Annotated in this window: 9 protein-coding genes; 4 read left to right on the top strand and 5 right to left on the bottom strand. The window is 52.2% G+C overall.

Annotated elements, in window-relative coordinates; translation table 11 throughout:
• Window positions 1-63 precede the first annotated feature (63 nt).
• Window positions 64-1,401: an efflux RND transporter periplasmic adaptor subunit gene (locus ACKI61_RS07185; protein WP_407457071.1), complete on the bottom strand. Its 1,338-nt coding sequence runs from the start codon at window positions 1,399-1,401 to the stop codon at window positions 64-66.
• 150 nt (window positions 1,402-1,551) lie between these two features.
• Here ACKI61_RS07185 and ACKI61_RS07180 point away from each other — a divergent pair, with 150 nt between their 5' ends.
• Entirely contained in the window at window positions 1,552-2,451 is a 900-nt protein-coding gene (locus ACKI61_RS07180) for a cation diffusion facilitator family transporter (RefSeq protein ID WP_407457070.1), read from the top strand.
• Between the two features lie 37 nt (window positions 2,452-2,488).
• Here the strand turns inward: ACKI61_RS07180 and ACKI61_RS07175 are convergent, their stop codons facing one another.
• The 4 genes from ACKI61_RS07175 to pelA all read right to left on the bottom strand — a co-directional run bounded on the left by ACKI61_RS07175 (window position 2,489) and on the right by pelA (window position 8,971).
• The gene (locus tag ACKI61_RS07175; protein ID WP_407457069.1) at window positions 2,489-3,949 is read right to left on the bottom strand and encodes a M16 family metallopeptidase; all 1,461 of its coding nucleotides are present in this window, start codon (window positions 3,947-3,949) and stop codon (window positions 2,489-2,491) included.
• Window positions 3,946-4,884, bottom strand: a complete 939-nt coding sequence (locus tag ACKI61_RS07170) for a hypothetical protein (RefSeq protein ID WP_407457068.1) — start codon at window positions 4,882-4,884, stop codon at window positions 3,946-3,948. Before ACKI61_RS07170 ends, ACKI61_RS07175 begins: the two co-directional genes overlap by 4 nt.
• A 169-nt stretch (window positions 4,885-5,053) precedes the next feature.
• Window positions 5,054-7,168 carry a pectinesterase family protein gene (locus ACKI61_RS07165; RefSeq protein ID WP_407457067.1) on the bottom strand — a complete coding sequence of 705 codons (2,115 nt, stop codon included), beginning with the start codon at window positions 7,166-7,168 and terminating at the stop codon, window positions 5,054-5,056.
• Window positions 7,169-7,234: 66 nt separating this feature from the next.
• Window positions 7,235-8,971: a pectate lyase gene (gene pelA, locus ACKI61_RS07160; RefSeq protein ID WP_407457066.1), complete on the bottom strand. Its 1,737-nt coding sequence runs from the start codon at window positions 8,969-8,971 to the stop codon at window positions 7,235-7,237.
• Window positions 8,972-9,398: 427 nt separating this feature from the next.
• On the opposite strand from pelA, the gene ACKI61_RS07155 reads away from it, so the two are divergent.
• From ACKI61_RS07155 to ACKI61_RS07145, 3 genes are read left to right on the top strand one after another with little or no spacing between them, the layout of a single operon-like run.
• Window positions 9,399-10,220 (top strand): TIGR02147 family protein, encoded by an 822-nt coding sequence (locus ACKI61_RS07155; RefSeq protein ID WP_407457065.1) that lies wholly within the window; start codon window positions 9,399-9,401, stop codon window positions 10,218-10,220.
• Between the two features lies 1 nt (window position 10,221).
• Window positions 10,222-11,721, top strand: coding sequence for a hypothetical protein (locus ACKI61_RS07150; protein ID WP_407457064.1), 1,500 nt, complete (start codon window positions 10,222-10,224; stop codon window positions 11,719-11,721).
• 60 nt (window positions 11,722-11,781) lie between these two features.
• Window positions 11,782-13,974 (top strand): NADP-dependent isocitrate dehydrogenase, encoded by a 2,193-nt coding sequence (locus tag ACKI61_RS07145; RefSeq protein ID WP_407457063.1) that lies wholly within the window; start codon window positions 11,782-11,784, stop codon window positions 13,972-13,974.
• Window positions 13,975-14,030: the final 56 nt, after the last annotated feature.

The raw sequence follows: 14,030 nt of genomic DNA, 5'->3' as shown, positions 1-14,030 counted from the left end.
CAAATTTAGTAAAAACAGGGATACAAGTCAATATTTGACGAGTATCCCGGTTAAAGTTTGCGTTTACTTTTTCTTTTTACCCGGTGGAGTGGGCATGAAGGGGCTGCTGGCCGCAGACTTTTCCTTGGTGGCAGTCACCGTTTCTTGACTTACGACCACGGAATCGCCCACAGAAAGGCCCTTGAGAATCTGAATGTTCACGCCGTCGCTGATGCCTGTCTTGACACGGCGAGGCGCCGCCTTGCCGTCGATGTTTACCCACACCAGGTTCCCGCTCGGCTTTTTGCCGTCGGGGCGTTTTTTGAAGGATTTGGGGAAACTGCCGGGGGGCGGGAAATTGCCCTTTTTAAAGTCGCCTTTCGGGAAATCGCCGGCGTTAAAATTCGCATTGGCGAGGCCATCTTTCACCGAGGAACTGTCGCCGGATTCGCCGTGCGGCGGGCGCATGCCCTTGGGAGGTTCTGCCATCGGGGTGCCGTCGGCGGGCGTGAACTTGAGCGCCTTCACCGGAATCGCGATGGCATCGGTGATTTCTTGGGTCACGATGGTGCAAGTCGCCGTCATGCCCGGGAGCAACTTCTGTTCCGGGTTCTCGGCGGTAATTACCACGGTGTATGTCACCACGTTGCTCGTGGTTGTGGGGTTCAGGCGAACCTCTTGCACCGTTCCGTTAAAGGTATCGTTCTGGAAGGCATCGACCGTAAAGGTCACCTTTTGGCCTTGCTTGACCTGACCGATGTCCGCTTCGTCCACATCGGCCATGACCTTCATTTGGCTCAAGTCTTTTGCGATTACAAACAAAGTAGGAGTACTCATGGAGGCGGCCACAGTCTGGCCGACTTCTACCGCGCGCTTTAAAACCACGCCGTCAATAGGACTCTTGATGGTGGCGTAGCTCAGGTTGAGACGCGCCTGGTTGACTTCGTTTTCGCTGCGTTCAACGGAGAGTTTTGCCGAATTCATATTGTATTCAGCAGTTTCAAGTTCCACGGCGCTTGCGGAATTACTTTCAGAAAGTTTCTTGACGCGGTTGTAGGTCGATTCCTTGTACTTAAAATCGTTTTCTGCCGACTTGTAGGCAATTTCGGTCTGCGCGAGCGTGGCCTTGAGCTTCGACTTGTCCAGTTCGGCGATGACCTGGCCCTTCTTGACCTTGGAATTGAAATCGACGTTGATTTTCGCAATGTCGCCCGAAACCTGCGTACCCACTTCCACCTGGTCGACGGGTTCCAGAGTACCGGTTGCCGAAATGGTAGTCGAAATCGTGGTCTGCGTGACCTTCACGCTCACGAGCGGGCCCGCGGCATTTTCGGCACTCGCCGAAAAAAAGAACATCTTGACGCCATAAGCGATAGCGCCAAGAATCAAGAGGATGATGAAAATTTTCAAAAACTTTTTCATAAACGCAACCCAAAAATAGAAAGTCTCGCCCGTTTTTCGAATAATTAGATGCGCTTGAACGACAAAAGGTTGCCTATTCGCAAGAGTTTATTCCCAATTTTTTATATTATGCAGCATTAATCACTAACCACTGCCTACTTCCTACTACCGATGACTCGCATTGCTAAAAAAGATGATTCCGCAGAAGTCCGCCGCGTCACGTGGGTAGGGCTCGGCTGGAACGTGGTCTTGTCGGTAGGCAAGTTTTTTGCGGGTTATTTTGGCGGATCCCAAGCACTTATTGCCGATGCTATTCACAGCGCATCTGATTTTACTACGGACATCGCCATTATTGTGGGTTCCAAATTCTGGAATGCACCGCCCGATGCGGAGCACCCGTATGGGCACAGGCGATTCGAGACCTTGATTTCGGTAGGCATCGGGCTTGCCGTGTGTGCCGTGGGCATCGGGCTCGGCTACAACGCAGTCATCACCTTAAAAAACGGCGAGCAGTCGCACCCCGAATGGATTGCGGCGGTGATGGCGGCGGTTTCAATCATCGTGAAAGAGGCGCTTTTCCGCTACACGCGGGCGAAGGGTCGCGCCATCCGCAGCGAGGCCGTCGAGGCAAACGCTTGGCACCACCGAAGCGACGCCTACAGTTCTATTCCTGTTTTGATCGCGGTCTTGTTCGGGATTCTTTTCCCGACGCTCTGGTTTGCAGACTCCGTGGGCGCGATCATCGTTTCAGTATTCATTCTGCATTCGGGCTTTGAAATTGCGTGGCCCGGAATCCACCGCGTGGCCGACGAAGGCGCAAGCGCCGAGGTGGCCCAAAAGTTAAAGGAAATCGCACTCGCATGCCCAAACGTGATTAGCATCCACGGGTTCCGCACGCGCTACGTGGGCAGCGACTTGCATGTAGATTTACACGTGGTCGTCCCTGCCGACATGACACTCTTGGCCGCACACGACCTAGCCGAAGAGGTGGAACGCCGCATTATTGAGGCGGGCGAAAATGTAGTCGATGCGCTCGTGCACATCGACCCCTACGATCCGAACAAAGTATAGTGGATTGCCGCGCCCCTACAGGCTCGCATTAAAGGGATTACTTTTTAAGCAGGAAACCGGCGACGCTCTTTTCGCGGACAAAGGTCTTTTGAGCAGCGGCCTGCACATCGGCAGCAGAGACCTTGTTCAGGTGATCCGCCCAGTTGAGGAATATGCGGTAGTCGCCGTACATTTCGTACCAGGCAAGCATCGTCGCCACATTTTCCATGTCCGTCAGGCTACGCACCAAGCTCGCGTAGGCGCGATTTTTCACCTTCTGGAAGTCGCGTTCGCTCACCGTTTCGGTCTTCAGCTTTTCGAGCTCTTCCCACACGATTTTTTCGACCTTCGCAGGGTCTGCATCCGGGCGCATATTCACCGACACGCCGAATTCAGATACATACTTGTTCGGACTATTGCTTGCACTCACGCTCACGGCAAGCTTTTCTTCTTGCACCAGGCGCTTGTAGAGCCTTCCGGAGCGACCATTCAAAACGCCCTCGGCAATGTCCAGCGAATAGAGAATCGAGTCGCCGACTTCGGGAGTCGTAAAAGTCAGGGCGTAAAGATTCGGAGCATCCGGACGCTTAACGGTCAGGCGCTTTTCGCCGGCCTGCTCAGGGTCGCGAATGGTCAGCGGTGGGAAGGCCTCGCCGGAGGGAATCGGTTCAAAATACTTCTTCACCATCTCCATGGTAGCGGTCGTATCGATATCGCCCGCCAGCACGAGAATCGCATTGCGCGGCTTGTAGTACTTGCGGTAATGTTCATCGGCCATTTCACGAGTCAGGTTCATGATGTCGCTCGGCCAGCCGATAGTCGGCACGCGATACGGGAACGCCTCGTAGATCATGGAATTGAGCGTTTCGACAAAGCGACCCATCGGCTTGTCGTCGTAGCGCATGCGGCGTTCCTCGCGCACGACCATGCGTTCCGAGTAGAATTCACGGAGTACGGCGTTCTGCATGCGGTCGGATTCCAGCCACATGAAAAGTTCAATTTTGTCTTTAGGGAGCGTCACGATATAGGCGGTCATGAGATCGCTCGTAAAGGCGTTCAGGCCCGTGCCACCGGCAGCCTGGTAGGCGCTCCAGAGTTCGTCCTTCACAAAAATCTTGCGGTGCTCGTTCACCACGGAATCGTGTTCGGCGGTAAGCTTCTTAACCGTCGCGGAATCACCTGCGATAATCGCCGGGCGAATCAAGGCCTGCAGGCTGTCCTGCGTCGCCATAAATTTCGCATCGGCAATGCTGTCGGTAATGCCCACCTTCTTGGTGCCCTTAAAGAGTTCATGTTCCAGAATGTGCGCAAGGCCGGACCTTCCCGGAACCTCGTGCACCGAACCTGTCACATAGAACAGGCGGCAGCTCACCGTAGGAGCCTGCTTGTTCGGGTGCAAAAGCACCGTGAGCCCGTTGGGCAAAACTTCTTTGTGGACCACCAGGTTCACCTGGGCAAAGGACTGTGTTGCAGCAAGCAGCGCCACGCCGCACGAAACTTTCTTGAGCCAATTAATCATACGATCTGCTCCCCGCTATTTCTTTCCCTAGCGAACTTGACGATTTCTTCTGCGATTTCGTTAGCCTTCTGCGTATTTTCGTTGTAGATGGCATCAATTTTCTGACATCCCAGTTCCAAAATCCGGCGTGCAAGCGCCGACCCCTTTTGATTGCGCAAGTCACGAATTGCAAGGTCGATCAACTTGATATCGGCCTGCGCTGGGTAACCCTTCATAAAGTCGTAGAACAACTTGATTTGTTCGTCGTATTGCGCATCGGTTTCAAGCGCAAGCAAAAATGGAATCACGCGCGTGTTCAGCAGCTTACCCAGGTCACCCACGAAGGTGTTCAGCGTAAGGCCCTTGGGGAAAAGTTCCTCGGAATCGTTTTGCAAGTCCTCGGTATCGACAAACGCGCCAGATTCAATCTGTTCGAGAGCGTCGTTCAAGAAGTCCATCTCTTTCTTGCGTGCCTGCTCGCGAAACCGTGCCTGATAATAAATCGGAAGCGTCGTAAGGCAGAAATGAGCCTGGTTAGCTCCGATGAATTCTCCGATATAGTAGATGTCGGCATCCTCTTTCAGGATGTCTTCTTCTTGCGAGAAGTTTCCGATCTTTGCCGGAATCGGAATTACTTCCATGCTCGAAAGTTCATGCAGGCGGTCACGCACCTTTTCGACATCCATGTCAGACGGCAAGTCAACGCCATCGGCTTCCATAGATTCGAGCATGTCGTTGATTTTGTCATCAACCGCACGGTCGATCGCCTTCTTGCTGGGCACGCGAGGCGAGAACATGCGAAAATCTCCTTCCAACGTCAACAGACCATTCTTGATCATGTCGTCAAATGGAGTGCCACTTTCCTGTTCATCGGGGTTTGGCAAAATCTTGGCGTACGCAATCATGCGACCGCATAAATTCTCGTCGTTTCCTTTTTTCTGTTCAATGCCTAACATACAAGGAGCAATATAGTAAAGTGTGAAGTGCGGGGTGAGTGGTGTGAGGTGTGAAGTGTGAGGTGTGTAATGTGAGTTTTATAAAAAAAGGGGCAAGTCTGCCCCTCGTTCACACTTCGTTGTTCACTACCCCATCGAGCGGGGCTCAGACGCCGCCCCGCAACGCCCGCTACTTCACGCGGATGATTTGCTGGCGGAACGCAGCACCATTCTGCGTTTGGAGCAGGTATACGCCCGGCGCAAGTTTCTCGGTGTTTACCGTCGAGCCCACGAATTCACGAACCAGCTGCCCCGTCAAGGTAAACAGGCGCACGCGAGTTGTCGGAGTGAGCGTCTGGCTCGGAGTTGCAAGCCCGCGAACGGATGTGGTTTCGTCAGCCTTGACCAACTTTAGTTCCAGCTGATCCAGATTCGGGCCGTCATTTCCGGCGATAGTCGCAAAGGTAAAGTAGCTGGCCCCAGCAGGGAGCTTCGCGGTTATCGATAAAGTGTCCCAGGTCGTCCAACTTTCGGTCGCTTCAAATGTAAGCGTTTCGGCACTCTTGCAGCCATCAATTCCTGTGGTGCAGACGCCGGGTGCGGCAGCCGCAAGCATGCGCGCCTTGCCGCTACCGTTGGCGTAGCGCACCATAACTTCGTACTCGCCCGCGACATCAGCATATACAGGGACCTGCATCATGCTCAAGTCGCCGGCAGCAAAGTTCACGAAAGCGCTTCCGTTAAATCCTGCGTTATTGCTTTCGGCAGCGGCATTCGTAATGTTCCCATCTTCTACCTGGAACACGGTCGTGCCCTTAGCGGTAAAGCTCGGAATGAGTTCGATGTCGCGGTCCGCGACGATTTCGACCGTTGCCTTGCTCGCATCGACCAGGCTCGCACTCTTGCCGCTCCAGCCTGCAAAAGTCCAGCCTTCGTTCGGTTCTGCGGCAAAGATTGCAGTCTTTCCTTCCAAGACCTTGTCGCTGCTGAGGTTTGTCTTGACATTGCCACCGATGGCGTCGCCAAGCGTCACCTTGTAGTAGGTAGCGTTTGCGTCTACCGTCGCAACTTCGTTGGAATAGGCTCCGAGGCCGCCCATGGAATTTGCAGCACGCACTGTAATCTTGGAGCCCACCGCGATACCTTCAAGCGAAAAACTCGGGGCAATGACATTCGCCTTGTACTTGCCGTTCACGAACACAACCCAGCAGCGGGCATCATCGTTGTCCGCCCAGACAATTTCGGCTCCTTCCTGCGCAATTTTCGGAGCGCTTACCTGGGCCGTCAACTTGGTTGGGTCCCAGTTGTCACTCCCCTTGAGCACATTTTGAAGAGTGTACTTTGCGGCATCGCTTGCATTCCACACCGTCTTGAGCGTGGTCGCCGTCGAGGCATCCTTGCCACCATTAAAATAGGTCTTACGCTGGCTGGTATTTACCGCATTGCCGTTGCCGTCTTTGCTGTTGTATTCACCAAAGACCTGCGGAGCGGAATTCATGTCGGGACCCCAGCCTTCGCCCTTGGGCTGCGCAATCATTTTCGTATTCAAAAATACCGTCTTTGCGTGGCCCCAGGAACGTCCTAGGTAGAATGTGCCGTTGAAACTGTTGTTACTCACCGTGATGGTCGCGTTGTTGAAAACATAGCCCCAGTCACCCGGATTTTGCGATGCGGTGATGTAGCCGCCGTTTCGGGTCATCACAAGTTTGGTTCCTTCGAAGAACACATCGCCGCCACCGCAGATAAAGTCTACGGTTCCGTCAATTTCGCCGCCTTCCCAGTAGGTGCGGCCCTTCTTGGTATAGTAGGTATCCTGGCCGCTCAAAAGCCGCACGTTCTTGTAGACAAACTTGTCGCCTTCATTCTGCTGCAGTGCCACCTGACGCGCCGCATTGCCTGAGTTATAGGAGCCCTTATTCTGCAGGGTGATATCCTGCATGTATATTTCGTTGTTTTTCGGGAAGTATATGGTCGCCGTGAGGCTGATGCCCTCGGTGTCGGTTACGTTCGCGATGATCGTCTTTTCAAGGCTCTGCCCGATAATCGAGAGGTACGACGCGCTCACAGTCGATTTTCCGTGGCTGTCCCCCGTAAGCTTGGTGATGTCGTATTCGCCATCGGGAACAAAGATGACGAAGCGGTTGTTCACAGATGCTCCCGACTTGCCAGCCGCAGTAACAGCAGCTTTAAAGTCGCCATCGACACCGACCACGAAATCGATTTTCTTTTTCTCGACCGCGGAGGCAGAAACTGCGAAGCCTAAAGCCGCAAGTAGACAGATTTTTGATGTAACACCATTCAACACAAAACCATTCCTTTCTTCCTTGTCATGCCGGGCTTGACCCGGCATCTCCTTTTCTACTAAAGGGCGCTACCTCTTTCCATTCACTTTAAACACTTTCCCGTCCGCTTTTTTCAGGTAAACGCCTGCGGCGTTGCCACGGCTACCGAAATCTACGTAGTAGCGGCTGGCTCTTGTCGGGGAGGCCTGTACCGAGCGAACTCCGATAACAGTCGTCGAATCTTCGCCGAGTTCCTTTTTGCCCACGTACAAATCAGCACTCATCCAGCCGATGTAATCGATGTTCGCCATGCCGTCGCTACCCGTACTTGTAAACTTGAGTTCGCTGTAGCCCGCATCTAATTCGATTTCTACCGACTGTGTTTTCCAAGTCGTCCAAGCGCCGGTCGATTCCATGCTACCGTCAGACAAAAGCGTCTTGTCGCCCACGCTGATGCTGTAGCCGCGAGCGGAGCTGCCGCCGTTTGCAAAGCTGATGTAGAGCGTGTACTTGCCCGCCTTGGCAGCAGTTACGCCGTAGGTCACGTAGCTACCCGTTTCGTTGTCTACATTCGCATAGCCCTCGCCCACAAAGCCCGTGTTGGTCGTTTCTTTAGCGCCCTTGATGTCCACGAAATTCACGCCATCGATGAACGTCTTGCAGGTATCACTCCCGCAAAGTACTGCCGGCGGCGGAGGCGGAACGTAGGTGCCAGACATCTTTTCAAGCGCTTCTAAATAAGCGGCTTCCGTCGAGAGAAGCGCACTGCCGTAGTCGCCCGCCCACTGGTAACCCGTGCGACGTTCTTCGCTAATTTTGGTAAAGTCCTGCGTCTTGGTGCTAGCCCCGTCGCGGTCGCAGAAGAAATAGTTGTCGTTGTTCACTTCGTAAAAGCGATACCACAAAACATTACCGTCGCGCTTGTCAAATGTACCCGCTTTCTTGTTAAAGTAAAGCCCCGTAACCTTAGTCTTCTTATACCAGGCAATAGCCCCCTTGACCGCCTTCTGGATCGCTTCGGTCTGTTCGGGCCAATTCATCAGGAACCACACAACGCCGGCAGATTCGCTCCCTGACTTAGATTCCAGTTCATAGGCGCGGGCCGAGCGCGGTGCGTAATTTGCGGTATCATGCTGAGCGCACCAAACCGTCAAATTTCCATTGTTCACAATCTGCGCCTTGAGCAAGTATTGAATTGCCTTGTCGAGTGCAGACTTCATCTTGTTTCGTGTCGCATCGTCAATGATATCGGAATCAAAAGGCGAAGTCTTGTTAGCGATATCCATCATAGTGACCATAGCGCGCACCATGGCATTGTCGTTGAGCGTCACGTGGTCGCTGTAGTTACCGCGCTTGGGCCACACCTGCGGAAGCCCGCCCGTGGAGCGTTGCATGGTGAGAATAAAGTTCAGAGCCTTGTTAAAGCTTGTCTTAAAAGCAGCCTTGTAGTTGGAATTCGTTGTCTCCTTATACCGGAGAGCCAATAAACGCATTTCTTGGATGGTTGCATTGTTGTCGATAGTGCCGAGGTCGCCGCCATCCTTGGCCCGCCATTCCGACTTCTGCCCGCCGGAATAAGCGCTTTTGTACTTGTCGGCCATGGCCTTGTAAAAACCGCCATTGCTAATTTGCCACGTGGTCATGTTATAGGTGTACTGGTCAATGTCCATGCCAGACGCGGCCGAAGTCAACTCCGAATAGCCGCGGTAGCTGTTAACCTTCGAAACCGCCGTCGAAGGGGGAACATAATCCGCCGCATACGACGACACAGCAAACATCAAACCGAACGCGCCCATGACCGGCGCAGGCAACTTCCAAACACTCATAGCATCCTCTTTTTGCAGAACTTATCTGCACATTCGTTTTAAATCTACCTTATTTATAGAGGTTGCGGTCAAACAAAAGCACTTTTTTCGTAGTCCACGGACAACTTTTGCGCGTATTTTAGTCCACATTTGTACAAAAATGAAGGTTTTCGCAAGAAATTAAAGAAAAATTTTACAGAAATTTCAGTCAACACTTTCCCAAGCCCGCTAAACGATTCAAATAAAGAGACAGCTAACTTCCTGAGAAACGGCAGGCGGACTCACAAAACAACGGACATCGGCCAACTCCGCCATACAATACACATTGTATTATAGATTTACAAAATTTTTTAAAAAGTCGTAAAATTGTCGATTTTCATTAAAATTTTAAGTATTTGTATAATGAAAAGATGTTGCATAGGTCAAAATTTAAATCTAATTTATAGGTATGAAGCCAATCACCGAATATCAAGATTTTCGCAAATACATGCTCGATTACTACGAAGAGCGCAAACGCACCTCCGTGTTTTCGTGGCGTGAATTTTCTCGACTGGCGGGTTTCAGCTCGCCGAACTACATCAAGCTCGTTTGCGAAGGCAAAAGCCGTTTGAGCAAGAACGGCATTGAACACGTCGCCGACGCCATGGGGCTCGAAGGAGTCGATCACGACTACTTTTGCGCAATGGTGCATTTTGGAGATGCCAAAAGCGACGAGAAGAAAATGCAAGCTTTCAACGAGATGCAAAAAATCGCGAAGGAAAACCGCCTGCGCGTTGTCGATGCAGAAGCGTTCCAGTATTTTGAATCGTGGGTGAACCCCGTAATACGCGAGCTCGCCCCGATTATGCCGGGTACAAAGCCACTTGAACTCGCACGAAAGTGTTACCCCGTGGTGAGTGCAGCCGATGTTCGCTACGCCCTAGATTTTATGACGCATGCGGACTTCTTGAAAAAGGTCGGCGAAGACACTTACGAGCAGACCGAAAAAGTGGTCACGGGCTCTTCTGAGGCAATTCCCCTGGCGCTCCGTTCCATGAATCGGCAGATGTCCAAGTTTGCGACATCCGCTATTGACGAGGTTCCGCCCGAAGAGCGCCATATTACGGGTGTTACGCTCGGCATGTCCGAAAACACGTACCAGTGGCTGGTGCAAAAGCTTGAAACGCTAAGGCAGCAAGTAGTCGCCATGGCCGCCAAAGAAAAAGAATACGACAAAGTTTACCGATTGAATTTACAACTATTTCCGCTGACCAAGGGGAAGGAGGCATAACATGAAGAATCTGTTCAAATTAATCGTCGCTGGGCTCGCAGCATTTGGGGCATCGTGTTCCAACGATTCGAGCACCGAACCGGACGTTGCCGGCGCCACCACGGAACCAAACACATCACCCATTGCAGAACTGACCGCCGAACAGAGAGATATTTTGGCAAAGTCAATCTACACACTTGTAGACTCGTCAAAATTGGATTCACAAAAAGAAATTCCTGATTCTAACGAGGCGGGCTATAACGATTACTTTAGCACATATTCTCTTGTTATAAAAGCCGAAGAGAGGTATAGTTATCCGAGTAGAGATTCTCATAGGACTTGCGACGTTTTCCCGTTCTCAATGGAAGCTGGAGAAGACCGACCTGGTGTGGTTCGTGTGCAATATTATGACTCTCTAAAATATTTTTCGGGCGAGCAACTTTTTGATATATGGCTCAACACCCAGGATTTTTCTGGATTCATGTGGGGAGGTGCAACTCTCGTCATGACCAAAATTGTTCAGGTCGATAGCGTTCCGGTCGTTCTAAAAACGGCAGGCAACGATTTCTCTTATGGTTATTGGGGGTATGGAGTCTCTTGCACAGATTACCTGAATCAGTTCAAGCAAACTTGCAGTGAATCTAACGGATTGTTTAAGGATTTCGGTGAAGGGTGCCGCAATATGCGATTAAATTTGGCATGCGCCTCATTTGTCCCAGAAGGAATCAGTACCGATGAATTTTTAGATTCTTCTATAGCGGAATTTGAAAACGAATGCATAGAAGATTCCATAAGATACGCCCCCTTTGACGACGATAGCAAAGATTTCAAGCATTGTTTCGACGAATTTGGATATTATCTTAGCGAGATAGAGGGGTGCCCTCCGATTGAAAATGAGTTTGACAACGCAAAAGACAGTCTAGATGAAGTATGGCGTGACTCACTAACACATACGTTATTCGATTACAGAGGCCAGTTTGCATGGGTTTATAGAGATCAGCTCGCATGGGAAGACGCCCCCCACAAAGTAGATTTGACGGATCCTGAATTAACATATAATCATGATGTGGTTGGTTACAACGAACTCTTGGATAACGATGCAGCCAAAGCATATCGCGAAGAAGGCGTTTATCGCTTGCCCGATTCTGTGTTTACGCGTCTCTTCCCCCAAACGGCGAGTAGGCCGTATAAGGAATACCATTACAAGCATAATCAGAATTTCAATGTTTATTATCTAGTTGTCGTGAAAGATGTTGGAGCAAAAGGACATATACTCTACGATATCAATAAAAACGGGATTTTCATTTCAGATATTGTAAAGAGCGGGACATCCTGCCCAGAAGATTCGAGCGATCACTATTCCGCTTTTGTCGTTGTCGGTTCCGATGAGTGGGACGTTATTGGAACTCCCATTGTAAAGACAACCTATGTAAGTGAAAATTGGAATTGTGATAAACCGGAAAGTCTTGAGCAAATTGAGCCGTACGGTGAATGGAGCTACGTGTATAAGTCGTCTTATTAAGGTTCGTACCCAAGATATGGAATTCAACTTTTATAAGCAATTTTCTATCTTTGGGCTCGTATGAATACCAAGATTTACTATACTCTGACTGACGAGTCGCCGTTCCTAGCGACTCAATCCCTGCTCCCCATCGTGCGCGGTTTTGCTAAGGCCGCGGGTATTGATGTGGAAACCAAGAACATCTCGCTGCCGGGCCGTATTCTGGCCGCTTTTGGCAAGGCGAGCGACGACCTGGATTTCCTCGGCAAGCTTACGCTTGAACCGGACGCGAACATCATTAAGCTCCCGAACATTTCGGCTTCTGTGCCGCAGCTCAAGGCCGCGATTGCCGAACTCCAGAAAAATGGTTTTGACGTGCCCGACTATCCGGACGCTCCGGCGAACGACGAAGAGAAGGCAATCCGTGCCAAGTACGACAAGGTGAAGGGTTCCGCCGTGAACCCGGTGCTTCGCCAGGGCAACTCTGACCGTCGCGCCCCCAAGGCGGTGAAGAACTTCGCCCGCAACAACCCGCACAGCAACGGCAACTGGAACACCTCCGTGAAGACTCATGTGGCAAGCATGGATGCGGACGACTTTTACGGCAACGAAAAGTCCATCACCATGGCCGATGCCGACACCTTCAAGATTGAATTTGTCAATGAAGCAGGCGAAGTCACGGAACTCCGTGCCGCAAAGCCGCTCCTGAAGGGCGAAATCATCGATGCGACCGTGATGCGCATGGCGTCGCTCGAAAAGTTCATCGCCAATGCCATGGCCGAAGCGAAGGCGAAGGGTCTGCTGTTCTCGGTGCACCTGAAGGCAACCATGATGAAGGTCTCTGACCCGGTGCTGTTCGGTGCGTTCGTGCGCGTGTTCTTCAAGGATGTATTCACGAAGTACGCCGACTTGTTCAAGGAACTGGGCATCGATGCCAACAACGGTCTGGGTGATTTGTACAAGCGCCTGGAAGGTAATGCTAAGGAAGCTGAAGTCAAGGCCGCTATTGACGCCGCTCTTGCCGCAGGCCCGGACCTCGCCATGGTCGATTCCGCCAAGGGCGTTACGAATTTGCATGTGCCGAGCGACGTGATTATCGACGCCTCGATGCCTGCGATGATCCGCAATTCCGGCTGCATGTGGAACAAAGAAGGCAAGTTGCAAGAAGTTGTCGCTTGCATTCCGGACCGCTGCTATGCCGGTATTTACGACGAGACGATTGAATTCTGCAAACAGAACGGCGCATTCGACCCGAAGACGATGGGTACTGTGCCGAATGTAGGCCTTATGGCCCAAGGTGCCGAAGAATACGGCAGCCACGACAAGACTTTCGTTGCAAAGGGCAAGGGCGTCATTCGTGCCGTGAACAGCAAGGGCGAAGTTCTTTTGCAGCAAAATGTTGAAGCAGGTGACATTTTCCGCATGTGCCAGGCGAAGGACGCTCCGGTGCGTGACTGGGTGAAGCTCGCCGTCACACGCGCACGCCTCAGCAACACGCCTGCGATTTTCTGGCTCGACCCGGAACGTGCCCATGACCGCGAAATCCAGAAGAAGGTCGAAGCCTACTTGCCGGAACACGACCTGAACGGCCTCGACATCAAGATCATGAGCCCGCGCAAGGCGATTGTCGAAACCATGAAGCGCGCGAAAGCCGGTCTCGATACCATCGGTGTTACCGGCAACGTGATGCGCGACTACCTCACCGACCTCTTCCCGATTCTTGAAGTCGGAACATCCCCCAAGATGCTCAGCATCGTGCCGCTCATGGCGGGCGGTGGCCTCTACGAAACGGGTGCAGGTGGTTCTGCCCCCAAGCAGGTGCAGCAGTTCCTCGCCGAAAACTACCTCCGCTGGGATTCCCTCGGTGAATACTTCGCGCTCGTACCCGCCTTCGAACAGGTCGCGCTGAAGGACGGCAACAAGAAGGCGAAGGTCCTCGCCGACACGCTCGACGGGGCGAACGGCAAGATTCTCGAATTCAACCGTACACCCGCCCGCAAGATTGGCGAGCTCGACAACCGCGGCTCACACTTCTACCTGGCCCTCTACTGGTCGCAGGCTCTCGCCGCCCAGAAGGACGACGCGGAACTTGCCAAGAAGTTCGCCCCGGTGGCCGACACATTGAAGGCCCGCGAAGCCGAAATCTTCCCCGCCTTTGCTGCCGAGCAGGGCAAACCCGCCGACATCGGTGGCTATTACCTGCCGAAGGCCGAACTCCTGAAGAAGTGGATGCGCCCGGTGGCCGAATTCAACGCCGACATCGACGCGCTGTAACAGGCAACATTCTATAACGAAAAAAACTCGGAAGCGAATTCCGAGTTTTTTTCATT

The organism is Fibrobacter sp., from assembly GCF_045601785.1.
GTDB lineage: Bacteria > Fibrobacterota > Fibrobacteria > Fibrobacterales > Fibrobacteraceae > Fibrobacter.
Note: the sequence above shows the minus strand (reverse complement) of the source record. Positions and strands in the feature narration are given on the sequence as shown.